Source organism: Citrobacter sp. RHBSTW-01044 (assembly GCF_013781945.1).
Classification (GTDB): Bacteria; Pseudomonadota; Gammaproteobacteria; order Enterobacterales; family Enterobacteriaceae; genus Citrobacter; species Citrobacter braakii.
Map to the genome: position 1 here is coordinate 4,472,946 of NZ_CP056180.1, position 26,901 is coordinate 4,499,846.

General features: G+C 51.1%; 21 protein-coding genes. 14 read left to right on the forward strand and 7 right to left on the reverse strand.

Annotation, left to right across the window (positions count from 1 at the left end; genetic code table 11):
* Positions 1-142 precede the first annotated feature (142 nt).
* The 6 genes from HV352_RS21430 (at position 143) to HV352_RS21455 (ending at position 7,057) form a co-directional block, all read left to right on the forward strand.
* On the forward strand, positions 143-1,774 hold the full coding sequence (locus HV352_RS21430) for a sensor histidine kinase (RefSeq protein ID WP_016155492.1): 1,632 nt from the start codon (positions 143-145) through the stop codon (positions 1,772-1,774).
* A complete protein-coding gene (gene dcuR / locus HV352_RS21435; protein ID WP_016155419.1) occupies positions 1,771-2,490 on the forward strand; it encodes a two-component system response regulator DcuR in 720 nt (239 codons plus the stop codon). Before HV352_RS21430 ends, dcuR begins: the two co-directional genes overlap by 4 nt.
* A gap of 297 nt (positions 2,491-2,787) precedes the next feature.
* Positions 2,788-3,090, forward strand: a complete 303-nt coding sequence (locus tag HV352_RS21440; RefSeq protein WP_131341598.1) for a hypothetical protein — start codon at positions 2,788-2,790, stop codon at positions 3,088-3,090.
* A 118-nt stretch (positions 3,091-3,208) separates the two neighbouring features.
* Positions 3,209-4,549, forward strand: a complete 1,341-nt coding sequence (gene dcuB, locus HV352_RS21445; protein WP_003031873.1) for an anaerobic C4-dicarboxylate transporter DcuB — start codon at positions 3,209-3,211, stop codon at positions 4,547-4,549.
* A gap of 96 nt (positions 4,550-4,645) precedes the next feature.
* A complete protein-coding gene (fumA, locus tag HV352_RS21450) occupies positions 4,646-6,292 on the forward strand; it encodes a class I fumarate hydratase FumA (protein WP_016155418.1) in 1,647 nt (548 codons plus the stop codon).
* Between the two features lie 147 nt (positions 6,293-6,439).
* Positions 6,440-7,057: a DUF2238 domain-containing protein gene (locus HV352_RS21455; RefSeq protein WP_016155491.1), complete on the forward strand. Its 618-nt coding sequence runs from the start codon at positions 6,440-6,442 to the stop codon at positions 7,055-7,057.
* 26 nt (positions 7,058-7,083) lie between these two features.
* Here the strand turns inward: HV352_RS21455 and HV352_RS21460 are convergent, their stop codons facing one another.
* The 3 genes from HV352_RS21460 to melA form a co-directional block, all read right to left on the reverse strand.
* Positions 7,084-7,338: a SemiSWEET transporter gene (locus HV352_RS21460; protein WP_016155416.1), complete on the reverse strand. Its 255-nt coding sequence runs from the start codon at positions 7,336-7,338 to the stop codon at positions 7,084-7,086.
* A 2-nt stretch (positions 7,339-7,340) separates the two neighbouring features.
* Positions 7,341-8,771 carry a melibiose:sodium transporter MelB gene (gene melB, locus HV352_RS21465; RefSeq protein WP_053389820.1) on the reverse strand — a complete coding sequence of 477 codons (1,431 nt, stop codon included), beginning with the start codon at positions 8,769-8,771 and terminating at the stop codon, positions 7,341-7,343.
* 92 nt (positions 8,772-8,863) lie between these two features.
* Positions 8,864-10,219, reverse strand: coding sequence for an alpha-galactosidase (gene melA, locus HV352_RS21470; RefSeq protein WP_181635075.1), 1,356 nt, complete (start codon positions 10,217-10,219; stop codon positions 8,864-8,866).
* 269 nt (positions 10,220-10,488) lie between these two features.
* On the opposite strand from melA, the gene melR reads away from it, so the two are divergent.
* The 7 genes from melR to pmrB all read left to right on the forward strand — a co-directional run bounded on the left by melR (position 10,489) and on the right by pmrB (position 20,047).
* Positions 10,489-11,421, forward strand: coding sequence for a transcriptional regulator MelR (gene melR, locus HV352_RS21475; protein ID WP_016155413.1), 933 nt, complete (start codon positions 10,489-10,491; stop codon positions 11,419-11,421).
* A 277-nt stretch (positions 11,422-11,698) separates the two neighbouring features.
* Positions 11,699-13,966 (forward strand): arginine decarboxylase, encoded by a 2,268-nt coding sequence (adiA, locus tag HV352_RS21480; protein WP_131347424.1) that lies wholly within the window; start codon positions 11,699-11,701, stop codon positions 13,964-13,966.
* A 315-nt stretch (positions 13,967-14,281) separates the two neighbouring features.
* Positions 14,282-15,043, forward strand: coding sequence for an AraC family transcriptional regulator (locus HV352_RS21485; protein WP_016155411.1), 762 nt, complete (start codon positions 14,282-14,284; stop codon positions 15,041-15,043).
* A gap of 127 nt (positions 15,044-15,170) precedes the next feature.
* Positions 15,171-16,508 (forward strand): arginine/agmatine antiporter, encoded by a 1,338-nt coding sequence (adiC, locus tag HV352_RS21490; RefSeq protein WP_016155410.1) that lies wholly within the window; start codon positions 15,171-15,173, stop codon positions 16,506-16,508.
* 145 nt (positions 16,509-16,653) lie between these two features.
* A complete protein-coding gene (gene eptA / locus HV352_RS21495; protein ID WP_181635076.1) occupies positions 16,654-18,291 on the forward strand; it encodes a phosphoethanolamine transferase EptA in 1,638 nt (545 codons plus the stop codon).
* 4 nt (positions 18,292-18,295) lie between these two features.
* Positions 18,296-18,964: a two-component system response regulator PmrA gene (pmrA, locus tag HV352_RS21500; RefSeq protein WP_047499584.1), complete on the forward strand. Its 669-nt coding sequence runs from the start codon at positions 18,296-18,298 to the stop codon at positions 18,962-18,964.
* Positions 18,965-20,047 (forward strand): two-component system sensor histidine kinase PmrB, encoded by a 1,083-nt coding sequence (gene pmrB, locus HV352_RS21505; protein WP_213351399.1) that lies wholly within the window; start codon positions 18,965-18,967, stop codon positions 20,045-20,047.
* Here pmrB and pmrR read toward each other — a convergent pair.
* On the reverse strand, positions 20,041-20,130 hold the full coding sequence (pmrR, locus tag HV352_RS21510) for an LpxT activity modulator PmrR (protein WP_016155406.1): 90 nt from the start codon (positions 20,128-20,130) through the stop codon (positions 20,041-20,043). The genes pmrB and pmrR overlap by 7 nt on opposite strands.
* An 82-nt stretch (positions 20,131-20,212) precedes the next feature.
* Complete coding sequence (proP, locus tag HV352_RS21515; protein ID WP_016155405.1) at positions 20,213-21,715, reverse strand: glycine betaine/L-proline transporter ProP; 1,503 nt, start codon at positions 21,713-21,715, stop codon at positions 20,213-20,215.
* Between the two features lie 699 nt (positions 21,716-22,414).
* On the opposite strand from proP, the gene kdgT reads away from it, so the two are divergent.
* Positions 22,415-23,413, forward strand: coding sequence for a 2-keto-3-deoxygluconate transporter (gene kdgT, locus HV352_RS21520; RefSeq protein ID WP_016155482.1), 999 nt, complete (start codon positions 22,415-22,417; stop codon positions 23,411-23,413).
* Between the two features lie 30 nt (positions 23,414-23,443).
* On the opposite strand, the gene HV352_RS21525 is transcribed toward kdgT, so the two are convergent.
* Positions 23,444-24,337: a diguanylate cyclase regulator RdcB family protein gene (locus tag HV352_RS21525; protein WP_181635077.1), complete on the reverse strand. Its 894-nt coding sequence runs from the start codon at positions 24,335-24,337 to the stop codon at positions 23,444-23,446.
* Positions 24,334-26,691 carry a clamp-binding protein CrfC gene (crfC, locus tag HV352_RS21530; protein WP_181635078.1) on the reverse strand — a complete coding sequence of 786 codons (2,358 nt, stop codon included), beginning with the start codon at positions 26,689-26,691 and terminating at the stop codon, positions 24,334-24,336. Before crfC ends, HV352_RS21525 begins: the two co-directional genes overlap by 4 nt.
* Between the last annotated feature and the right edge of the window lie 210 nt (positions 26,692-26,901).

Sequence of the window (26,901 nt, forward strand, 5' to 3'; positions counted from 1 at the left end):
ATCTCTATATAAAAAGAGACTCGCTCCACGTTATATATAGAAGAAAAGCCCAGGCAGCCCATGCCCCATCATCCCTACCACCTTTGAATTACGCATCCCATCAGGCGATAATACCCATACAAACCGTGATTCCAGGACCGTGATGAGACACTCTCTGCAACGTACTGCTATACGCAAACGCCCGATGAAGCTCGGCACTACCGTGATCCTCATGGTCAGTGCGGTACTCTTCTCCGTACTGCTTGTCGTTCATCTGATTTATTTCTCGCAAATCAGCAACATGACGCGCGATGCATTAGCGGGTAAAGCGCTTGCGGTCGCACGAACGCTGGCAAACTCCCCGGAGATCCGCCAGGGGCTAATGAAAAAGCCCGAGGAAAGCGGTATTCAGGCGATTGCCCAGGCGGTGAATAAGAGCAACGATTTTTTATTCATCGTCGTCACCGATATGCAAAGCATTCGTTACTCCCATCCCGAAGCGCAGCGAATCGGTCAGCCGTTTAAAGGCGATGACATTTTGCTGGCCCTGCAAGGGAAAGAGAATGTCGCCATTAATCGCGGATTTCTGGCGCAAGCCCTGCGCGTATTTACCCCTATTTATGACGAGCATCACCGGCAGATAGGCGTCGTGTCGATCGGCCTTGAGCTAAGCAGGGTGACTGAGCAGATCAATAACAGCCGTGGCAGCATCTTTTGGTCCATCTTATTTGGCGTGCTGGTTGGGCTGCTCGGCACATGGGTATTTGTCAAAGTCCTCAAGCGTATTCTGTTTGGTCTGGAGCCGTATGAAATCTCCAATCTGTTCGAACAACGCCAGGCGATGCTGCACTCTATAAAGGAAGGCGTCATTGCCGTTGACGAGTGCGGTGAAGTGACGCTGATAAACCAGGCGGCACAAGAGCTGCTGGATTACCACAAATCGCAAGACGATGCCCAGCTCTCCACGCTCAGCCACGCATGGTCAAAAGTGGTCGATTTTTCACAGGTACTGCATGACGGAACGCCGCGTCGCGATGAAGAGATCATGGTGAAGGATCGGCTACTCTTAATTAACACGGTTCCGGTACTCAGCAACGGTAAAATCATCGGGGCCATTTCAACATTCAGAGATAAGACTGAAGTCCGAAAATTAATGCAACGACTGGACGGCATGGTCAACTATGCCGACGCACTTCGTGAACGATCCCACGAATTCATGAATAAATTGCACGTGATTCTGGGATTATTGCATCTGAAAAGTTATAAGCAGCTTGAAAATTACATCCTGAAGACCGCAAACAGTTATCAGGAAGAGATTGGCTCACTGTTAGGAAAAATAAAATCCCCGGTGATCGCAGGATTTTTACTCAGTAAGATTAATCGCACATCTGATTTAGGCCATAGCCTGGTGATCAGCAATGAAAGCCAGTTACCGGAAAACAGCAACGAAGATCAGGTGGCTGTGCTGATTACCGTTCTGGGGAATTTAATTGAAAACGCCCTGGAGGCGCTAGGTCAAGAACCTGGTGGCGAGATCAGCGTATCCTTGCATTATCGACACGGCTGGTTGCATTGCGAAGTGAATGACGATGGTCCGGGGATTGCCCCCGAACACATTGAGCACATCTTTGAGAAGGGCGTTTCGTCAAAAGGAACCGAACGGGGCGTTGGTTTAGCGCTTGTTAAACAACAGGTTGAAAACGTTGGCGGCAATATTTCCGTCGAGTCAGAACCTGGGATCTTCACCCAATTTTTTGTACAGTTACCGTGGAATGGTGAGAGGGCCAGCAGATGATCAATGTCTTAATTGTCGATGACGATGCAATGGTAGCGGAATTAAACCGCCGTTATGTCGCGCAACTCTCCGGTTTTCATTGCTGCGGCACAGCCTCCACGCTGGAGAAAGCAAAAGAGATAATCTTTCATAGCGGCAATCATATCGATTTGATTTTGCTTGATATTTATATGCAAAAAGAAAACGGTCTGGATCTGTTGCCTGTATTGCACAGCGAAGGTTGCAAGTGTGATGTCATTGTCATCTCTTCCGCCGCTGACGCGACCACCATCAAAGACTCTCTCCACTATGGTGTCGTTGACTACCTGATCAAACCGTTCCAGGCGTCCCGTTTTGAAGAGGCGCTGACCGGCTGGCTACAAAAGAAAACCGAGATGGAAAAGCATCAGTACTATGAACAGTCTGAGCTTGACCAGTTGATTCACGGCAGCTCCTCCAATGAACAGGAAGCGCGGCGCTTACCTAAAGGATTAACGCCACAAACGTTACGCACGCTGTGCCAGTGGATTGATGAGCATCAGGATCAGGAATTCTCCACCGATGAACTGGCCAACGAGGTCAATATCTCGCGCGTTTCTTGCCGTAAATATCTTATCTGGCTCGTCAATTGTCACATCCTATTTACCAGCATCCATTATGGCGTAACCGGTAGACCGGTTTATCGTTACCGCGTTCAGGCTGAACATTACTCATTACTAAAACAATATTGCCAATAAAAACAATTTGGGATTATTTGTTATTTGAAAGTAACAATTATTAAAATAATGAAAAATCCCTACTTTTCTGAATCATGCTGCAGAATTATAAATTTGCGTTAGATCAAATATATTTGTATCCGGCATGTTAAATGTATTATTTTAATATTGATTAACGTCACACTGTTTTTAATTTCAAAATCGCTAACAAAAGTTAATTAAGTATTATCTAGCTCGCAGAGTGTGTATTTTTACCCATAAAGGATTAGTCTGAAATTAACCAGACATACAAAATCTAGACTGGTAGCAATGGAGACCATGCTACGTACCATGGACACCGTACATTTTTGTGAGCAAATAAAAGTATCCGCACGCCAACCTCATCACATTATGAAATGGCGTGAGCGTGATCACACAAATAACCTACTCACCCATTCTGTCGGTGGTTCACGAAATAGCGGAAAACGCAAAACAGATAAATTACAGCGTCAACCGCAGCTCTCCATGTCCAGCTCTGCTTCCCATCGCCTGAGGATTCTCTCCTCTGATCAAAGCCACAGAAAAAAGCTAAATATCGCCATAACGTTAAAAAAACATTCTAGCAAGACATTTGAACATTAATCGCAAATACGGACATATCGAATACTGACCATTTTTTGATGCCTATTCCGGCAAAAAAGAATGTGGCACAGATCCATTTTTCAAAAAATTGACTGGTTTTTTCGCGAGGGTAAATAAAATGTTATTTAGTATACAACTTCTTATAATATTAATATGTTTGTTTTATGGTGCCAGAAAGGGCGGTATCGCGCTGGGTTTATTAGGCGGTATCGGCCTGGTCATTCTGGTTTTCGTTTTCCATCTCCAGCCGGGTAAACCACCTGTAGATGTAATGCTGGTTATTATTGCCGTGGTGGCCGCATCGGCAACCTTGCAAGCCTCCGGCGGCCTTGACGTTATGCTGCAAATCGCTGAAAAGCTGCTGCGCCGTAACCCAAAATACGTTTCCATCGTCGCCCCGTTCGTTACCTGCACCCTGACGATTCTCTGCGGTACAGGCCACGTGGTCTACACCATCCTGCCAATCATTTATGACGTTGCCATTAAGAACAATATTCGCCCGGAACGTCCGATGGCGGCGAGTTCTATCGGTGCGCAGATGGGGATTATCGCCAGCCCGGTGTCCGTGGCCGTTGTATCACTGGTCGCAATGCTGGGTAACGTAACGTTTGAAGGCAAGCATCTTGAATTCCTCGACCTGCTCAGCATCACTATCCCGTCTACCCTGTTGGGTATCCTGGCGATCGGTATCTTCAGTTGGTTCCGCGGTAAAGATCTGGATAAAGATGAAGAGTTCCAGAAGTTTATTTCCGTCCCTGAAAACCACAACTACGTTTATGGCGATACCGCCACACTGTTAGACAAAAAGCTGCCGAAAAGCAACTGGCTGGCCATGTGGATCTTCCTTGCCGCTATCGCCGTTGTTGCCGTGCTCGGCGCGTTCTCTGAGCTGCGCCCTACCTTCAGCGGCAAACCGCTGTCAATGGTACTGGTTATCCAGATGTTCATGCTGCTGACCGGTGCGCTGATTATTATCCTGACGAAGACCAATCCCGCTTCAATATCTAAAAACGAAGTCTTCCGTTCCGGTATGATCGCGATTGTGGCGGTGTACGGTATTGCCTGGATGGCCGAAACAATGTTCGGCGCGCACATGACGGAAATCGAAGGTGTGCTGGGCAATATGGTGAAAGAGTATCCGTGGGCCTATGCAATTGTTCTGCTGTTGGTTTCCAAATTTGTAAACTCCCAGGCTGCGGCGCTGGCGGCGATTGTTCCGGTCGCACTGGCAATTGGGGTTGATCCAGCGTACATCGTTGCTTCCGCTCCGGCATGTTACGGTTACTACATTCTGCCGACTTACCCGAGCGATCTGGCGGCTATTCAGTTTGACCGTTCCGGCACCACCCACATTGGCCGTTTCGTTATCAACCACAGCTTCATTCTACCTGGGTTGATCGGCGTGAGCGTATCCTGTGTCTTTGGTTGGATCTTCGCCGCAATGTACGGTTTCCTGTAATTACAGTGCGCGTGCTGTCCGCTTTGGTACGGCACGCCACCGTCAAGACACAGAGAATTTTAAAATTCCTGAGAAAAATGAAAAGGCTGGAAGCAAATGTCAAAAGTTGAATTCACTTATCAGGCGGCTTTCCCACTGGGGGAAGACAAAACTGAGTACTACCTGCTGACCTCCGATCACGTCAGCGTCGGCGAGTTTGAAGGCGAAACAATCCTGAAAGTAGCCCCTGAAGCACTTACGCTACTGGCCCAACAAGCCTTCCACGATGCCTCCTTCATGCTCCGCCCTGAACACCAACAGCAAGTCGCCTCAATTCTCCATGATCCCGAAGCCAGCGAAAACGATAAATACGTAGCGCTGCAGTTCCTGAGAAACTCCGAAATCGCTGCTAAAGGCGTATTGCCAACCTGCCAGGACACCGGTACGGCAATTATTATGGGTAAAAAAGGTCAGCGCGTCTGGACCGGTGGCGGCGACGAAGCGGCACTCTCCAAGGGCGTATTTAATACCTATATTGAAGATAACCTGCGCTACTCGCAAAACGCGGCGCTGGATATGTACAAAGAAGTGAATACCGGCACCAACCTGCCCGCACAAATCGACCTGTACAGCGTGGACGGTGACGAATACAAATTCCTGTGCGTGGCCAAAGGCGGCGGTTCAGCGAACAAAACCTATCTGTATCAGGAAACCAAAGCGCTGCTCACCCCCGGCAAACTGAAAAACTTCCTGGTAGAGAAAATGCGCACGCTGGGTACCGCAGCATGCCCGCCGTACCACATTGCATTCGTCATTGGCGGCACGTCAGCGGAAAGCACCCTGAAAACGGTGAAGCTGGCCAGCACACACTACTATGACGCACTGCCGACTGAAGGTAATGCGCACGGCCAGGCGTTCCGCGATCTGCAACTGGAACAGGAACTGCTGGAAGAAGCGCAGAAACTCGGCCTCGGCGCCCAGTTTGGCGGGAAATACTTCGCGCACGATATCCGCGTGATCCGCCTGCCTCGCCACGGCGCATCCTGCCCGGTTGGTATGGGTGTGTCTTGCTCCGCAGACCGTAACATCAAGGCCAAGATTAACCGCGAAGGGATCTGGATCGAAAAACTGGAACATAACCCAGCCCAGTACATTCCGGAGTCGCTGCGCCAGGCAGGCGAAGGTGAAGTGGTTAAAGTTGACCTTAACCGCCCAATGAAAGAGATCCTCGCTCAGCTTTCTCAGTATCCGGTTTCTACCCGTCTGTCGCTGAGCGGCACCATCATTGTCGGCCGCGATATTGCCCACGCGAAGCTAAAAGAACGTATTGAGTCCGGCGAAGGTCTGCCGCAGTACGTGAAAGATCACCCTATCTACTACGCGGGCCCGGCCAAAACACCTGCGGGTTATCCGTCCGGCTCTTTAGGACCAACCACTGCGGGTCGTATGGACTCCTATGTTGACCTGCTACAGTCTCACGGCGGCAGCATGATCATGCTGGCAAAAGGTAACCGTAGCCAGCAGGTGACAGATGCCTGCCATAAACATGGCGGCTTCTATTTAGGTAGCATTGGTGGCCCGGCTGCGGTACTTGCGCAGCAGAGTATTAAACATCTGGAATGCGTGGAATACCCGGAGCTGGGTATGGAAGCTATCTGGAAAATCGAAGTCGAAGATTTCCCGGCTTTCATTCTGGTCGATGACAAAGGCAACGATTTCTTCCAGCAAATCGTCAGCAAACAATGCGCTAACTGCGCGAAGTAACCCATTCGGCCCGGCACTGGACTGACAACAGATTTTTGGCGTCAGTCCAGTGATCCCCCCGGGCCAACTTTATCCCCCCATTTACTGGCGTTGAATTTTTGCCGCTCACAGGGAATAGTAACCTTTTCCATTACTTGTGAATTCGCCATGCTCCGCACACTGAACTCCACAATCTTGCACTCTGGCGCGCTGCTCCTGGCGCTAATACTTATCTACACCGGTGTCTCTGCCACGGAGAAAATCACCTGGCTGATGGAAGTTACTCCGGTCATTATTGTCGTCCCACTGTTGCTGGCGACCGTGAAGCGCTACCCGCTGACGCCATTGCTCTACACGCTCATTTTCTTGCACGCCATCATTCTGATGGTCGGCGGTATGTATACCTACGCTAAAGTCCCTGTCGGTTTTCAGGTTCAGGAGTGGCTGGATCTCAGTCGTAACCCCTATGACAAGCTGGGTCACTTCTTCCAGGGTCTGGTGCCCGCCCTGACGGCAAGAGAGATTTTAGTGCGCGGTAATATAGTTCGTGGCCGCAAAATGCTGGCATTTTTGGTCTGCTGCGTGGCGCTGGCGATTAGCGCGATGTATGAGCTGATCGAATGGTGGGCGGCGCTGGCGATGGGTCAGGGAGCGGATGATTTTCTCGGGACGCAGGGCGACCCGTGGGATACCCAGTCGGATATGTTCTGCGCCCTGCTCGGTGCGCTAACCACGGTGCTCGTGTTGGCGGGCTGGCACAACAGACAGTTAAAAACTGCCGGATAGCGCTGACGCTTATCCGGCAATCAGCCCTACCCATTGCGAGACTTGATAACCAGAATCGGCAAGGCGAACAGGAGTGTCAGAAAGTTCGCCATGCTGACGGCAGTATCTTCAATCAATAATCCATAAATCAGCCACAACACCAGCCCACACACAAACATTACATACATTAAACCGGAGATACCCTGCGTGTTGCGGGTGGTAATGACCTTAATCGCTTGCGGTAAGAATGAGAGCGTCGTCAGGCTAGCCGCCAAATACCCAATCCACGAATGCCATTCCATAGCTACGCCTTCACATCACCTGGGGTGACTATCGCAATAGCAGGGATATCCGGTTGCTCATGGTGCTGCGGCACCTTACGGTACTTATCCAACAAATGAATCTGGACCCTGCGCAGCGTGTCGCCGTTCAGTCGGTAAAAGCGGAAGTAAAGGACTAAGGTCACCACAAAAAAGAGTGCTGGTAGCGCGATCATAATGAATTGCATACCAACAATGGTTTCTGCAGACTGCGCGACATTCGGCGCGTAATTAATCACCCCAAGTATCACTGCGATAAAGAAAGCGGCAAACGCTGACCCTCCTTTTACCACCATCGTCTGCACTGAATAAGCGATACTTTCACAACGTACATTCAGTTTGTATTCGCCGTAATCAACGGTATCCGCCACCATAATGACCTGCAACACCCAGAAAAGCGCTGAACCAATATTCAGTAAAATACCAGCAATAACAATGAGTAAGATATTATGGAAACCGGCTAACGCCATCACCAGCAAAACGATACAGCTGAGCACCGGCAGCACGGATGCCCCAGCCCACAGGATCCGTCGTGACAACGCTTTTACCAATCGAGGAAAGAAAATCAGCGTCAGCAGGTTTGCCGCTCCTGCGTAAGACATGTAGTACGGGAAGAGGCTTGCATCGCCAATCACATAAGTAAAATAGTAAATGGCAAAGCCAGCAATGATATTGGCGGCAATATTGTAAGCCAGCGCCATGCCTAACAGGCAGGATAACTGGTCGTTTTTATAGATGAGCCCAACGATCGCTTTCAGCCCAAGACGACTGCTGTCCGCCGTTGCCTCGCTATCTGACGAATAAACCTCATGCACATTACGCAGCGTAACAACGGTAGAAACGATAAAGAATGCAATCAGTACCAGCGTAAACATCTGGAAACCAAAGCCGCGATCGGCCCCGCCGACATAGCTCACAAAGGGCAGCGTCACCCCCGCGGTGACAAACCCAGCCAGGCTTGCGAAGAAACGAGGGAACGGCACCAGTTGTTCACGCTCGCGTTTATCCAGCGTAATAGTTGGCACCAGCGACCAGAATGGAATATCCATAATGGTGTAGGTCATTCCCCATAATATATACGTCACGCAGACAAATACGACTTGCGCAGTGCCCTCAAACAGATGTGCGCTAAAAAGCAAAAACAGCACCAATGAGTTCGCCAGCGTACCGAGTAAGATCCAGGGTTTAAATTTTCCCCACCGCGACCGGGTGGCGTTCACAATCCAGCCCATGATGGGATCGTTTACCGCATCCCAGACCCTTGCCGCCAGGAACAACGTTCCGACCAGCCCCACCGATAATCCCACCACGTCGGTGTAGTAATACATCAGGTACATGTACACAATACCGATGGCGAAATCCTTACCAAACGCTCCAAATCCGTAACTGAGTTTTGTTTTCAGAGAGATGCTCATAGGGTATCGGGTCGCCGTTACCAGCGCCCGCCTTCTGTTAGAGGAAACGTCAGAGGTTAAACGCCGGATGCTCTGTCCGGCGTAATGGTGTGTTAACGGTGTAACCAGGCCGGCAGCCAGTCGCCATGAGATGCGATCAGATCGTCCACCAGCGCATAAATCTCCTCAATCCCCAATACCGCAGCGGTATGCGGATCCATCATCGCCGCGTGATAAACGCGATCGCGATTTTCCGTCAGAATGGCTTCCGTTAGCAGGGTCTGAACATTGATATTGGTTTGCATCATGGCCGCCAAATGTGACGGGAGAGTACCCACCTTCGTTGGCTGGATACCATTCGCATCGACCAGGCAAGCCACCTCCACGCAACAGCCTTGCGGCAGGTTATCGATCAGATGGTCATTGCGAACGTTGCCATACACTACGCTCGGTTCACCGGTCCAGATAGCGTTCATGATAGTGCTGGCATATTCACGTGACGGTTTAATCTCGATCCGCGCCGCCGTTTTGTACTCTTCCAGCTCTTTGTTCCAGTTCGCCAGCTGTTCCACACAGCGTTTTGGATACTCATCCAGTGGAACCTTATAGCGCTCAATCAGATCCTCACGCCCTGGTTTGATAAACCACGGCGTATATTCCGCGAAATGCTCCGACGACTCAGTGACGAAATAGCCCAGCTTTTTGAACATTTCATAGCGCACAATGTTCTGACAACGGGTATTACCGTGAAGATTCGGTTTCGGCGCCTGACCAGATTCATAGGCCGCCAGAAGCTCCGGATAGAGATTCACATAAGCACCGTCAGCCGTTTTACGCTCAAGTTCCAGATAAAACGCCATATGGTTGATCCCGGCGCAGCGATAGCGCAAAGAGGCCGGGTCGATGTTCAAATCGCGGGCCAGCTCCTCCGCTGTCCCTTGCACCGAGTGACACAATCCAACCTGCTTAATATGCGGATAGCGCGCATACATTGCCCAGGTGTTCATCGCCATCGGGTTAACGTAGTTAAGCATAGTGGCCTGCGGGCAGACTTCGGTCATATCCTCACAAATCTGCCATAAATGCGGGATAGTGCGCAGCGCGCGCATAATGCCGCCTGGCCCCAACGTATCGGCAATCGTCTGCTCCAGACCATGACGTTTACACACCGCAAAATCGGTAACGGTACAAGGTTCATAGCCACCAATCTGGAAAGCGACCACCACAAAATCAGCATCCTGCAATGCCGCTTTTTGATCGGTATAGCAGGTGATACGCCCGGACGCGCCCGCTGAGTCCATCAACTTACGCACCACAATGTGTGACTCTTCCAGCCGAGTAGGATTGAGGTCCATCAAGGCGATATGCGCAGATTTCAGCGCATCGCGATGAAAGACGTCCCCGAGGATATTTTTGACGAAAATCGTGGAACCGGCGCCGATAAAGGTAATTTTGGGTGCAGACATCATGACTCTCCAGAACATTAGTGAACACAGTCATGGTGGCACAGCGCATAGATGAAAACTTCCGACTTCCCTGGCGAGCATTCCCATAAACTCAGATCGCCTCTTTGTCCCATACTGGATCTGAGTTTATGGGACAAAATTGCACAAAAAGCAGAGTATGCGGCCCCAAAATCTCACTATGCTCAATGATATCGGTCCGATTTGTGTCCTGATTCTCAGCCTTAATGCGCAGCAAATGACATGATTCTGATAATTCAGGAAATGGAGCAACCATGAGTACATTACCGACATCGCCTCTTCCCCCCGATCCGCACATGTGCAGCAGCGATGAAGAGCAAACCCGCAGCCCATTGTCGCTGTACTCAGAATATCAACGGATGGATATTGAGCTGCGCTCACCGCATGCTATGCCTGCCAGCCACTGGCATGGGCAGGTGGAGATTAATGTGCCGTTTGATGGCGACGTTGAGTACCTTATCAACAACGAAGTGGTGCAGATAAAACAGGGACACATTACGCTTTTCTGGGCCTGTACGCCGCATCAGCTCACGCGTCCGGGCAGTTGCCAAAGCATGGCTATCTTCAATTTACCGATGCACCTTTTCCTTTCCTGGCCGCTGGATCGCGAACTGATCAACCACGTTACCCATGGCATGGTCATCAAATCGCTGGCGTCGCAGCAGCTAAGCACCTTTGAAGTTCAACGCTGGCAACAGGAGCTGAGCAACCCGAACGAGCAAATTCGCCAGCTCGCCATTGATGAAATTGGTCTGATGCTCAAGCGGTTTAGCCTTTCCGGCTGGCAGCCAATCCTGGTCAATAAAACTTCGCGGACGCACAAAAACAGCGTTTCGCGGCACGCCCAGTTTTACGTAAGCCAGATGCTGAGTTTTATTGCCGATAACTACGATCAGGTGCTCACTATCAACGACGTCGCGGAACACGTGAAGCTCAACGCCAACTACGCGATGGGGATTTTCCAGCGCGTGATGCAACTCACCATGAAGCAGTACATCACCGCAATGCGGATCAATCACGTCCGCGCATTGCTTAGCGATACCGATAAAACCATTCTTGACGTCGCGTTGACCGCGGGATTCCGATCCAGCAGCCGTTTTTATGACACATTCAGCAAGTTTGTCGGCATGTCGCCGCAGCAGTACCGCAAACTGAGCCAGCAGCGCCGGCAAACAATGGCTGGCTGAGCAGCCAGAAACCACCGGCGTTACCCCGGCCTACGATCCCTATCGTTCGCCGATATCAGTATCAGCCAAAAAAATATTCCCCCTGTCGATAAACAGCGGTGAAAAATCGCCAATAAGCAAACATAACCATTTGTTTAAAAACAAATTAAACACAAATCAGACTATTTATCACCCGCTTTACAGCCCATTTTGTCAGGATAATACTTGCCTGCGTCACATTCATACGGTGTGTCTGCAATCCATAAATTGCAACCTTTCCACAACCGGGTAAAAGATGATGAAAGTATTAATTGTTGAAAGTGAGTTTCTGCATCAGGACACCTGGGTCGGTAGCGCTGTCGAACGTCTGGCTGACGCATTAAGCCGCCAAAATGTTACCGTCATTAAGTCCACCTCATTCGACGATGGTTACGCAATCCTCGCCGCTAATGAAGCCATTGATTGCCTGATGTTCAGCTATCAAATGGAACAACAAGACGAGCACCTGAACGTCAGGCAATTGATCGGCAAGCTCCACGAGCGCCAGCAAAACGTTCCCGTTTTCCTGCTGGGCGATCGCGAAAAAGCCACCGCATCGCTGGATCGCGACCTGCTGGAGCTTGTCGATGAATTCGCCTGGATTATGGAAGATACCGCAGACTTTATCGCCGGACGTGCCGTTGCGGCGATGACCCGTTACCGCCAGCAGCTTCTGCCGCCACTGTTCAGCGCGCTGATGAAGTACGGCGACATCCATGAATACTCCTGGGCGGCGCCTGGTCACCAGGGCGGTGTCGGATTTACCAAAACGCCGGCGGGTCGTTTTTATCATGATTACTACGGTGAAAACTTATTCCGTAGCGACATGGGTATTGAACGCGCATCGCTCGGCTCACTGCTGGATCATACCGGCGCATTTGGCGAGAGCGAAAAATATGCCGCCCGCGTGTTTGGCGCTGACCGATCCTGGTCCGTAGTGGTCGGGACTTCCGGCTCTAACCGCACCATCATGCAGGCTTGTATGACCGACAACGACGTCGTGGTGCTGGATCGTAACTGCCACAAATCTATCGAGCAGGGGTTGATCCTCACCGGCGCAAAACCGGTGTACATGGTGCCAAGTCGCAACCGGTACGGCATTATCGGCCCTATCTACCCGCAAGAAATGCAACCTGAAACATTGCAGAAAAAAATCAGCGAAAGCCCGCTGACCAAGGGCAAGGCCGGGCAAAAACCGTCTTACAGCGTTGTGACCAACTGTACTTATGACGGTGTTTGCTACAACGCCAAAGAGGCCCAGGACCTGCTCGCGCAAACCAGCGATCGCATCCACTTCGATGAGGCCTGGTACGGCTATGCCCGCTTTAACCCAATTTATGCCGATCACTACGCTATGCGTGGCGCGCCGGGCGATCATAACGGTCCTACCGTTTTTGCGACCCACTCGACCCACAAACTGCTGAACGCGCTCTCTCAGGCGTCTTACATTCACGTCCGTGAAGGTCGTGGGGCCGTGAACTTCTCCCGCTTTAACCAGGCGTACATGATGCACGCCACCACCTCTCCGCTGTATGCCATCTGCGCATCAAACGACGTGGCTGTCTCCATGATGGACGGCAACAGCGGTCTGTCGCTCACCCAGGAAGTGATCGACGAAGCGGTCGATTTCCGTCAGGCCATGGCGCGTTTGTACAAAGAATTTTCCGCCGAAGGCGACTGGTTCTTCAAACCGTGGAACAAAGAAGTGGTGACTGACCCGCAAACCGGCAAAACCTATGACTTTGCCGATGCGCCAACTCAACTCCTGACCACTGACCAGAATTGCTGGGTGATGCGTCCGGGTGAGTCCTGGCACGGGTTTAAAGACCTGCCGGATAACTGGAGCATGCTGGACCCAATCAAAGTCAGTATTCTGGCACCGGGGATGGGCGATGATGGCGAACTGGAAGAGAACGGCGTACCGGCAGCGCTGGTCACCGCCTGGCTTGGCCGCCACGGTATCGTGCCGACCCGTACCACCGATTTCCAGATTATGTTCCTGTTCTCAATGGGGATTACCCGTGGGAAATGGGGCACGCTGATCAATACCCTGTGCTCATTCAAACACCATTACGATGCCAATACACCGCTGGCGCAGGTGATGCCAGAACTGGTTGAGGAACATCCTGACACTTACGCCAACATGGGCATTCACGATCTGGGCGACACCATGTTTGCCTGGCTGAAAGAGAACAACCCTGGCAGCCGACTCAACGCGGCCTACTCCGGCCTGCCTGTTGCTGAAATCACCCCGCGTGAAGCCTATAACGCGATAGTCAGCGATAACGTTGAGATGGTGGCCATTGAAAATCTGCCGGGTCGTATAGCTGCGAATTCCGTGATTCCTTACCCACCGGGAATTCCAATGCTGCTGTCCGGGGAAAACTTTGGCGACGCCAATAGCCCGCAGATTAGTTATCTACGTTCGTTGCAGTCCTGGGACCACCACTTCCCTGGATTTGAACATGAAACCGAAGGAACGGAAATTATTGACGGTGTATATCACGTCATGTGCGTGAAAGCATAATGTCACTTTATAGATAGTCCGATTTTTAAGGTAGACATGTCATGCTTGAGTAATTCCTGAGTATTGCTGCAAAACAATAACATTGTCATACCTTTTTGCGCGGGACCACCCCGCGCTTTTTTTATACGCAAATATCACGTTTCCACTTGCGTAAAAAAAAGTGTACATAAGAAAAATCCCACCAAACATTGTAATTAATTCCAGACACGTTATTTTAATGCGGTCCTGGATTCATCATACAATTTCAATTTAGCCGATATGGTTCATCTGATGGTGAGCTACGGTGTTTTATGTTCATATTCCTGGAGTTTGGGTATGAGGGTTTGCAGCAGAGCAGCTTGTGTTGTTGTATTAACGGAGAAGGATGTTTGGTTAAGGATTAACGGTAAAGAAGCCATCAGCTTAAAAGCTAATCATATGGCGCTGGTAGCATGCGATAATAATATTATCGATTTCTCATCACTTAATAACGCACTGGTCGTACATATCAGCCGTGATATCATTAAAGACTATCTACGTTTTTTAAATAAAGACCTTTCACAGATCCCACTCTGGCAACGCAGTGCCAACCCAGTGATGACCGCCGTCTGTCTGACGCCGGATGTCTTCCGGGTGGCTGCCCAATATAGCGTAATGGACACAATGGACGAAGGTGAAAGTGTGCGCACGCGCTCGCTACTGTTCACGGTGTTATCACGCTTTCTCGGCAGCAAAAAGTTTATTTCTCTGCTCATGCATATACTACGCAGTCGTATCAGCGACAGCGTTTATCACATTATTGAGAGCGATATACATAAAGACTGGAATTTAAGCATGGTTGCCAGTTGCTTATGCCTGAGCCCCAGTTTGTTAAAGAAAAAGCTCAAAAGTGAAAATACAAGTTACAGCCAAATAATTACCACGTGTCGCATGCGTTATGCCGTCAATCAATTATTGATGGACGGCAAAAACATTTCCCAGGTCTCTCAACTGTGCGGATATAACAGTACCTCGTACTTTATATCCGTATTCAAAGAGTTCTATGGGATGACGCCTCTGCATTATGTCAGTCAACATAGGGAGCCATCCGCTGCCTGATTTTTAATCAGTTAGCGATAAGCCATAATAATATCAGCATTAGCGATACCCCCAGTCCGCCATCATAAAATAGTCTTCTGAAGAGGTATGATAAGACGTCATTTATCCTTATCAGGAGTTACTAAATATGTCGACGGATGCTGATGCTCACAAAGTGGGCTTAATCCCCGTCACCCTTATGGTGTCGGGGAATATTATGGGTTCCGGTGTATTCCTGCTACCCGCAAACCTTGCGTCAACTGGCGGGATTGCAATCTACGGATGGTTGGTCACTATTATCGGTGCTTTGGCGCTGTCGATGGTGTACGCGAAAATGTCGTCCTTAGACTCCAGTCCCGGTGGTTCTTACGCTTATGCCCGCCGCTGTTTCGGTCCTTTTTTGGGCTACCAGACCAACGTCCTGTACTGGCTGGCTTGCTGGATTGGTAACATCGCCATGGTGGTTATTGGCGTCGGTTACCTGAGCTACTTCTTCCCCATCTTAAAAGATCCGCTGGTCCTGACGCTGACCTGCGTCGTGGTGCTGTGGATCTTCGTGTTGCTGAACATTGTCGGACCGAAAATGATCACCCGTGTACAGGCCGTCGCAACGGTACTGGCGCTGGTGCCAATTGTCGGTATTGCCGTCTTCGGCTGGTTCTGGTTCCGGGGTGAAACCTATATGGCGGCATGGAACGTCAGCGGTATGAACACCTTCGGTGCGATTCAAAGCACTCTGAACGTAACCTTGTGGTCATTTATCGGCGTGGAAAGCGCCTCCGTCGCGGCAGGTGTGGTTAAAAATCCCAAACGTAACGTGCCTATCGCCACCATGGGCGGCGTGCTGATTGCCGCCGTTTGCTATGTGCTCTCCACCACAGCGATTATGGGTATGATCCCTAACGCGGCGCTGCGTGTTTCAGCCTCCCCGTTCGGTGATGCCGCACGCATGGCGCTGGGAGACACCGCTGGGGCGATTGTCTCCTTCTGTGCCGCGGCCGGGTGCCTTGGTTCCTTGGGCGGCTGGACGCTGCTTGCCGGGCAAACCGCCAAAGCGGCAGCCGATGACGGCCTGTTCCCACCGATTTTTGCCCGCGTTAACAAAGCCGGTACGCCGGTAGCCGGGTTAATTATCGTCGGCGTTCTGATGACCATCTTCCAGTTCAGCAGCATGTCGCCAAACGCTGCGAAAGAGTTTGGTCTGGTCTCTTCGGTCTCCGTTATCTTCACGCTGGTGCCGTATCTGTACACCTGCGCCGCGCTGCTGCTGCTCGGCCATGGTCACTTTGGTAAAGCGCGTCCGATGTACTTACTGGTGACCTTTATCGCTTTTGTTTACTGCATTTGGGCCGTTGTCGGTTCCGGTGCCAAAGAGGTGATGTGGTCATTCGTCACACTGATGATCATCACCGCGCTGTATGCACTGAACTACAATCGGATCCATAAAAACCCATATCCATTGGATGCTCCGGTAAACAATAACTAACGCAAACAGTCGTCGTTGCCCGATGGCGTAAGTTCATCGGGCCAACGCCGTCCCCCGCGATTCCTGAAATCAACATTAAGAACTTAAGGTTAGCTTAATTTTACTTTGAGAGGATTTGTACCACTTAGTCGATGGAACCCCCTTAATGTTAAAGCACCTGTTTAAAAGACCCACTCTTGGGCTAATCAGCTGGCTTCTCCTGATCTCATTTTATCTTGCGACTTTCCTGAACATTGCGTTCTATAAACAAGTGCTGCAAGCCCTGCCGCTGGATTCCGTGCGTAACGTGCTGGTGTTTTTGTCGATGCCGGTCGTCGCTTTCAGCGTCATGAACATTGTGCTGACGCTGGCCTCATTCCTGTGGCTTAATCGCCTGGTGGCCTGCGTTTTCATTCTGGTTGGCGCATCGGCCCAATATTTCATCATGACCTACGGCATCATCATTGACCGCTCGATGATCGCCAATATGATGGACACCACACCCGCCGAAACCTTTGCTTTGCTGACGCCGCAAATGCTCATCACGCTCGGAGTGAGCGGCATTCTCGCCGCGCTCATTGCCTGCTGGATAAGAATCAAACCGATCTCCCCGGCCATGCGCAGCGTACTGTTCCGTGGCGCGAATATTCTGATCTCCGCGCTGCTGATCGTGCTGGTCGCCGCATTCTTCTACAAAGATTACGCCTCACTGTTTCGCAACAATAAAGAACTGGTGAAATCCCTCAGCCCATCCAACAGCATTGTGGCGACCTCTTCCTGGTATTCACACCAGAGGCTGGCCCACCTGCCGCTGGTACGCATTGGCGAAGACGCCCATCGCAATCCGTTGATGGTGAAAGAAAAGCGTAAGAACCTGACGATTGTGGTGCTCGGCGAGACCTCACGCGGCGATAACTTCTCGCTGTCAGGCTATTCGCGCCAGACCAACCCGTTGCTGGAAAAAGATGATGTGGTCTATTTCCCCCGTACCACATCCTGCGGAACGGCAACGGCAGTATCTGTCCCCTGCATGTTCTCGGGAATGCCACGCGCGCACTACGATGAAGAACTGGCGCAGCATCAGGAAGGCGTGCTCGACATTATTCAGCGGGCGGGAATTAACGTTCTGTGGAACGATAACGACGGCGGCTGCAAAGGGGCATGCGACCGGGTACCGCACCAGAATATGACTAAGCTGAACCTGCCCGGGCAGTGTATTGACGGGGAATGCTACGATGACGTGCTGTTCCACGGGCTGGAAGAGTACATTAATAACCTGCAAGGCGACGGCGTGATTGTGCTGCACACCATCGGCAGCCACGGTCCGACCTATTACAACCGCTATCCTGCGCAGTTCAAGAAATTTACGCCAACCTGTGACACCAACGAAATCCAGACTTGTTCACAGCAACAGTTGGTCAATACCTATGACAACACCATTCTTTACGTCGACTATATTGTTGATAAAGCAATCAATATACTGAAAGAGCATCAGGATAATTTCACCACCAGCCTGGTCTACCTTTCCGATCACGGTGAATCCTTAGGGGAAAATGGCATCTATTTACACGGCCTGCCGTATTCGATTGCACCAGATACGCAAAAACATGTGCCGATGCTGCTGTGGCTCTCAGAAGATTATCAGCAACGCTATCAAGTCTCTCAGACATGTTTGCAAAAACGGGCAGGCTCAGAGGACTTCTCACAGGATAATTTCTTCTCAACCCTGCTGGGATTAACAGGCGTGCAAACACAGAAATATCAAGCGGCAGATGATATTCTGCAACCCTGCCGGGGAGGCTAAACGAATGAAAATTCTGATTGTTGAAGACGATACGTTGTTATTACAGGGACTGATACTCGCCGCGCAAACAGAAGGCTATGCCTGCGACGGCGTATCTACGGCCCGTGCAGCGGAGCAGTGTCTGGAGACCGGCCATTACAGTCTGGTGGTTCTGGACTTGGGCTTACCGGATGAAGACGGCCTGCACTTCCTGAACCGCATCAGACAGAAAAAATACACCGTGCCGGTGCTTATCCTCACCGCCCGCGATACGGTGAAAGACAGGGTCAGCGGGCTGGACGTTGGCGCCGATGACTATCTGGTCAAACCGTTCGCACTGGAAGAACTGCATGCCCGCATCCGGGCGCTGCTGCGTCGTCATAACAATCAGGGTGAAAGCGAACTCATTGTCAGTAACCTGACGCTGAATATCGGTCGTCGCCAGGTGTGGATGGATGGACAAGAGGTTATCTTAACGCCGAAAGAATACGCACTCCTGTCGCGCCTGATGCTTAAGGCGGGCAGCCCGGTACACCGGGAGATCCTGTATAACGACATCTACAGCTGGGATAACGAACCGTCGACCAATACGCTGGAAGTGCACATTCACAACCTGCGGGACAAAGTGGGTAAAGCACGTATCCGCACAGTCAGGGGATTTGGCTATATGCTGGTTGCCACTGAGGAAAGCTAAGTGAAGCTACTGCAATATCTAAAAAAACCGCTCCCGCTGCGTCATCGCCTGATGCTGACCATCGGTCTTATTCTGCTGGTCTTCCAGTTGATTAGCACCTTCTGGTTGTGGCACGAAAGCACCGAACAAATACAGCTATTCGAACAGGCGTTACGCGAAAATCGTAACAACGATCGCCACATCCTGCATGAAATCCGCGAGGCCATCGCCAGCCTGATCGTCCCCGGTATCTTTATGGTCAGCCTGACGCTGCTGATTTGCTACCAGGCAGTGCGGCGTATTACTCGCCCGCTGGCGGATCTGCAAAAAGAGTTAGAAACGCGGGCAGCCGATAACCTTGCTCCGATTGAAGTTCACAGTTCAACCGTTGAGATCCAGGCGGTCGTCTCAGCGCTCAACGAGCTGGTGACGCGGCTGACGAGCACCATTGAAAACGAACGCTTATTTACCGCCGATGTCGCCCACGAACTGCGCACCCCGTTGTCAGGCGTTCGCCTGCATCTGGAATTACTGTCCAAAACCCATAAGGTCGACGTTTCACCGTTAATTGCCCGCCTTGACCAAATGATGGACAGCGTGTCGCAACTGCTGCAACTCGCCCGCGTAGGACAGTCGTTCTCGGCCGGGAGCTACCAGCACGTCAAACTGCTGGAGGACGTGATTTTGCCCTCCTACGATGAACTCAGCATCATGCTGGACCAGCGTCAGCAGACGCTGCTCCTACCGCAAAGCACGGCGGACGTTGTCGTACGTGGCGATGCGACGCTATTACGAATGCTGCTGCGAAATCTGGTGGAGAACGCGCATCGTTACAGCCCGGAAGGCACCCATATTACGATTAGCCTGAATACAGAGCATGATGCCGTTATCGCCGTCGAAGATGAAGGCCCAGGCATTGATGAGAGTAAATGCGGGGAGCTGAGTAAAGCGTTTGTGCGTATGGACAGCCGTTTTGGCGGGATTGGGCTGGGGCTGAGCATTGTCAGTCGTATCACCCAGTTACATCACGGGCATTTCTATTTGCAAAATCGTCAGGGAACCACCGGCACTCGCGCTTGGGTGGAATTAGCGAAAGGTCAGTAAGAACTCACCCAAACGTACAAAAAGCTGCTGACGATCAGCACGCTGCACACGGTGGTCAAACTTTCATAAATGCGGTTTTTCATGACACTCTCCTCCGATACTCTGGAGGAGAGTTTGCCTGACACAGATTAAGCCAACCTTAAGTGGATATGATAAATCACATGATTACTCATCAATCCGCGGATGCTGCTGCACCAGGCGCGTACGCTTAAGCTGCAGCTCAGCAATTTCCTGATCGATATCTTCGATTTTATGCTCAATATTATCGTAGTGCTCGCCGAGGAGCTCTTTCGCTTCATGAATATCCGAAGCGGCAGGCGTAGCCCCCTTCAGCGGCTGATTAGCCGTCTCTTTCATGGTCACGCCGGTAATTAAACCTATCACCGCAATCACCATCAGATAATAAGCAGGCATCATCAGATTCTGCGAGCTTTCCACCAGCCATGCGGCCAACGTCGGTGTCAGACCAGCGACCAATACCGAGATATTAAACGCTGCGGCCAGGGCACTGTAGCGAATATGCGTCGGGAACATCGCTGGTAACGTTGACGCCATCACCCCGGTAAAGCAGTTGAGGATCACCGCCAGCATCAGCAACCCAGCGAAAATCAGGCCGATGACGTTACTGTTAATCAGAATAAATGCCGGAATAGCCAGCACAAACAGCGCAATACTGCCCATAATCACAAACGGACGGCGCCCGAAGCGGTCGCTGAGCAGACCCATCACCGGCTGCACAAACAGCATACCAATCATGATGGCGATAATAATCAGCACGCCGTGGTCTTCAGAGTAATGCAGGTTATGCGACAGGTAGCTCGGCATATAGGTGAGCAGCATGTAGTAGGTGACGTTGGTGGCAATCACCAGACCAATACATGCCAGCAGGCTGCGCCAGTGCCTGGTCGCAATCTCTTTAAACGACACCTTCGGACCGTCCTGCAGTCCCTGACGATCGCCCTGCTCCAGTTTATCCACGTGCTGCTGGAACGCCGGAGTCTCTTCCAGTGCATGACGCAGGTACAGACCAATAAGCCCTAACGGTAGCGCCAGGAAGAACGGAATACGCCAGCCCCACTCAAGGAAGTTTTCTTCGCCGACAATAGTTGAGATCAGGACTACCACGCCCGCACCCAGCACAAACCCGGCAATCGAGCCGAAGTCCAGCCAGCTGCCCATAAATCCGCGCTTACGGTCTGGCGAGTACTCTGCGACAAAAATCGACGCCCCGGTATACTCTCCGCCGACCGAGAACCCCTGCGCCATTTTACACAGCAACAGCAGAATCGGCGCCCAGATACCAATCGAGGCATACGAGGGAATAAGACCGATACAGAAGGTACTTATCGACATAATCACAATGGTGATAGCGAGGATCTTCTGACGACCGTATTTATCGCCAAGCATACCGAAGAACAATCCGCCAAGCGGTCGAATCAGAAAGGGAACAGAGAAGGTGGCAAGTGCAGCAACCATCTGTACGCTGGGGTCAGCCCCCGGGAAGAACACTTTACCTAATGCGTAAGCAACAAACCCATAAACACCAAAATCAAACCACTCCATCGCATTACCTAACGACGCCGCGGTAATGGCTTTTCGCAGTTTACCGTCATCAATGATGGTAACGTCGCGCAGCGTAATTGGTTTTATTTTTTTCCTTTTTAGCATACTCGTCCTCATAGACTTAGCCCTGTCACGCTACAGATCGAGTCCCTCAACGCCCCTGCGTCAAGGTCATCACCGAGCGGGGAATGCACAGACGCATTCCCTGTAACAAGCGTAGCAGGTTTACTTACACTGACGAGAAACGAGCAGTACAACCGAACCTGTTGACGCCTGATTGGGCGGTTAATGACCTCTTTACCCTAACAGTGTTTAAATTTGTGATCAACTTCACATATAGATTTCCATTTCGTCAACATGCGTAAATCAGGTCATTCTTAGTCAACTTTTTAACATGTAATGCTTGCGATTTTCTGGCAATTAAATACAAGAATAAATCGCTTTGTTGCACCAACAATCACAACAGTCACTATTATTCTGCTAGGCAAAAACCCACCTAATCTCTTCACAAAAAGATCACAGCTTTTTTAATTATCAGAGCACTCAGGAACTTTTGCTCGGAATATGTGATGAAGATAACTAAAACATCGTTTTATTTTGATTGAATCAATGTTCCCATGAATGCAAACTAATTCCAGACGCAATATCCCTGGGAGCAGCAACACGCTCAACGTATGCCGCGTTAGATTTTATAAAACAAAGAGATAGCTGTTTTCTTTGTTAAGAAACACCAGTAACCATTTGAATTTATTAATTTTTATTTTCTTTCGCGTGTATTACCTGCGACAAGAGATGAGGACGCTTATGAAAATTAAAGCCACGATTGAACGCATCCCTGGCGGAATGATGTTGATTCCTCTGTTATTAGGCGCAGTGTTAAATACGTTAGCTCCGGATACCGGCGCGTATTTCGGTTCGTTTACCAAAGGAATGATCAGCGGAACGGTGCCGATTCTGGCAGTGTGGTTTTTTTGTATCGGTGCATCTATTGATTTACGGGCAACCGGCACGGTATTACGCAAATCCGGCACACTGGTATTAACTAAAATAGCCGTGGCATGGGTAGTGGCAATGATTGCTGCTTCATTTATTCCTGATACCGGTATTCAAACCGGGTTCTTTGCCGGTCTTTCGGTACTGGCAATTGTTTCAGCGATGGACATGACCAACGGCGGTTTGTACGCCAGCCTGATGAACCAGTACGGAACCAAAGAAGAGTCTGGCGCATTTGTGTTGATGTCTCTGGAATCCGGTCCGTTAATGACCATGGTGATCCTCGGCTCCGCGGGTCTGGCTTCCTTCGAACCACACCATTTTGTCGGCGCGGTATTACCGTTCCTGATTGGTTTTGCGTTGGGTAACCTGGATCACGATCTGCGTTCCTTCTTCAGCAAAGCCACGCCGGTGCTGATCCCGTTCTTCGGCTTCGCGCTGGGCAACACGATTAACCTGAGCGTCATCGTTGATACGGGTCTGCTGGGCATCCTGCTGGGCGTCGCGGTTATCGTCATCACCGGTATTCCGCTGATTATTGCTGACCGCGTTATTGGTGGCGGGAACGGTACGGCAGGCGTAGCAGCCTCATCTGCGGCAGGCGCTGCAGTGGCAAACCCGGTGATTATCGCCCAGATTAACCCGGCATTTGAACCGGTTGCCGCATCCGCTACGGCGCTGGTTGCCGCCAGCGTGATAGTCACCGCGATTCTGGTGCCGATTATCACCGCGCTGTATGCCAAACGTTTTAATAAAAACCCGGTCGTCAATGAGACGGCGGCTACCCCGGCAGACTCCCTGCACCACTAAACCTGCCTTTATCCCACTCACCGTTCCTGCTCAATTGATGAGCGGGGACGGTGCAAAAATCTCCTCAACCATCGCATCAACCAGCCGCTTCGCCGAACACAATCTCGGCATGCCCAACGCCACATTTTGCCAACGCTGCGTCACCGACCAGCTCACCGGATGACGCTGCGCATCGCACCAGTCCCCGAGCCAGCTCAACATATCGTTGTGCTCAGCCGAGCCGCCAACAACCGGCGTGCTGAGCCAATGATGATAGTAATGACGCGTGGCGGGGGCCGCATTCACGCTGTCTGCCAGCGCCTGAGCAGCCATCGTTCGCAGGTTGTCTTTTAGCATTGACACCACATCGGCATTTGCTAACCGGCAGGCGTCACCAAAGGCTCCCCAGCGCAGCTCCTCTAACGCCACAAAACAGCGTCCAGGTAACGACCAGCCGTCATACGCGCCAGCCCGCCAGCGGGTAAAAATTTGCTCGCTATGTTCGCCCGCTTGCACCGTCAGGCCGCGTTGCGTTACCGCCTTCTCTTTATAAGCGCCGCGCTGGGTAAACCAGTCAGCGAGTGAATTTATCTGCTGCTGAAGACCAGGCGTGGAGAGTTCACGCGGGTGTTCGGTTTGTTGTAAAAACATCAACCCTTCGGCGATCCGTACCAGCGCCAGATGGCCCGGATCGATCATGCCCGCCAGTTTTTCCACCAGTTTTAGACGCATCACCAGATGCTCGCTGGACACACCTGCCAACACCCATGCTCGCAGCTGCGTCTGGGATAGCACCTCCTGCGTCAGACGCGCACGCAGCCGCTGCTGCTGTTGCAGAAAACCACCGGAACGTTTGGTTTCATCTCCCTGAACCAGATCGACCATAAACTTCGGGTAGACACACTCCAGCGTCCGCCCGGGGCCTTCCAGTAACACGTTAGTCATGTGTGCTCGGTTGCAAAAAGGGTATTGATATCGTCGCGCAGCAAGCGGGAATCTTCATAAAGCCATGCCGCAGTCGTAATGCGATGCTGCAGTTGTTCGTTCAAGGCATTCACCGCAGATTCATTTTGCTGGCGCAGGGTCAGACTCTCACGCAGGCTCGCCTGTAATTGCGTCAAACACAGTGAAAAATCAGCAAAAAACGTGGCCATGCCTGCCGTAACGGAAATATCGACCTGCGCAGCTAAAGCTTTACGAATTTGTTGGCAAAACTGGGTGACATAGTGCACAAGGTTCTTATGCAGTGCGCCCATATCAATGAGATAACGCGTTTTTGTTTCGACGTACTCATTCCATCCCCAGTTGGGCTGATTCAACCAGCGAGAGAAGGTATCACGCACCACACCGCCAGTTGACGGCGCATTTTCCGCCGGAATATCCTGCTCAATGGCCTCGTTAAACAACTGGCGGGTGTTGAAGTTAAACATCGCCGCATGAAACGCCGGAAAACGGATCCGCGCACGAAAACCAGCGTGGTTCAGCTCCTCTTTCACCCGCTGCTCAATGGGGCGTATGGCGTCATTTAGCGCCCGGGACAGCGTCGACTCAAGCTGTTCAAAGCGCAGAGCTAAATCCCGACTGATGCTTTCCTGCGCTGCCAGCAAGACAACTTCACAGGACGAGCGCATTTTATCCAGCACGATTTTCGCCTGCCCCTCATCGTGCAACACCAGCATTTCTCCGGCCATTTCTGCCGAGGAAACGCCAGCCCCCTGGCCATGTTGTGACATCATCAGGACGTTTTCTTTGATAAAGAACGTGTTGATGCCGCACAGAATCTCAGTCTGTTGCTCATTGAGATAGGCCGCGGCAGCCTCCAGCGCCAGCTCGACCTCATGACTGACTTCATCACTCACCCGCCCCTGACTCACTTCTAACTGCTGCATATCCTCTTCAATATGCGTGATGTTCAGCCGCAGTTTTTCATAGGCAACCGTTAACCCATGGGCGCGAAACTCCAGATATTCGTGCGCGCTTTGCGCATAGTTCAATAACTTATGCGACGCTGAGCGTAGCGCATACAGCGAAGCATTGGCGTAAGCGGCATGAATCACTTTCTGGATCGGCTGCTCAAACAGTGAATCCTCCCACAACAGATCGGCTGCATGGCGGATGTGCTCCGTATCCTCAAGATCGTTGGTGCACCAGCGTCGGCCAAGCGCCGCTTCGGCAAAATCCTGTACCCAACGTTGCACCTGGTGATCCGGCAGCCGCCCGCGAGCCATCAGCTCATGACGCGCCCTGTTCGCCAGATACCCCCACATCGAAGAAACCGGATAGATTCGCTCCGGGGCAATCCCACCTTGCATCAGCGTGCCGGAAATTAATGCCCGCACCTGCTCTTCATCGTCACTGTTGCGGTCTTTCTGATCGAATTTGTTCACCAGCGCATACAGCGGCACTGACTTGCCGACCGCCATGACAGCGTGGCGCACTTCTTCATCGGAAATCGATTTCAGTTGGGTGTAATCCATCACCACCAGTACCGCAGAAGCCCGCGCCAGCTGTTCATTCAGCATCTTTTGTAGATGCGGTTGCCCGGCCTCATTCGGCCCCGGCGTATCCAGCAGGGTTAATTGCCCAGGATAGCTCGCCTGACCGGCCAAATGGACAAATTCGACCTCGATAACCGGAATATGCTCAATCGCGGCATAGGCGGCAAAAGGAAAATCCACCTCAAGTGCTTTTGACAAACGCACCAGGTCATTCAGACTTTTAAGGCAATGGAAAATAGGCTGTGCGCCAAGGTAATACCGCTCAAATGCCACGCCGTTTTCAATATGCTGCAGCAGGACATTCATATCCTTATCAATTTCCAGGGTCTGCGTAAGACGCTGGCGATCGCACTCGCGCACGCGCTGCTGTAAAACCTTCATTAAGGCATCGATAGGCGTGACATGTGAAAAATGCAACACCGGCTCTTTCTGCCCCGGCGTATGGCGAATTAACGTTGGTAGCGCCGTCATGGGACGATTACGATTAGGTAAAACTTCGGTCCCTACAATCGCGTTAATCGTCGTCGATTTTCCCGCTTTCATGGTACCGACAATCGCCAGCACCATTTCCAGACGCGTAATCTTACGCAGTTCATTATTGAGCGTTGCCTGCTGGACATCCATGCCACGCGCGCTGAAATGCAGAGGCTGAACCACCTGTCTGCTATGCTCTCCTTGTTTTAGCGCGACATCATCCAACGACGTCATAGGCAATTTTTGCAATTGCCTGAGATGTTCAAGCGAGAGCATCAGCAAGCGTTCCGCTTCCTGACTTAATTCATATATTGTCTGTGTGTGCATGGAAAATTCTTCCTTAACGCAAATGGCATTACTTTTATTTAGCCCAATCGTTTTATTTATAGATTTTTTGGCTTTTATAATTACGTGTAGAAATAATTAAAATCAAAACAACCAACTGATATTATTAAAATAAATTTGGCGTATAACCGCTGGCCGGATGCCTCTCACTTATGTAATAAGTAAGAAAGATAAACAGCGTAGTTCAGTTTT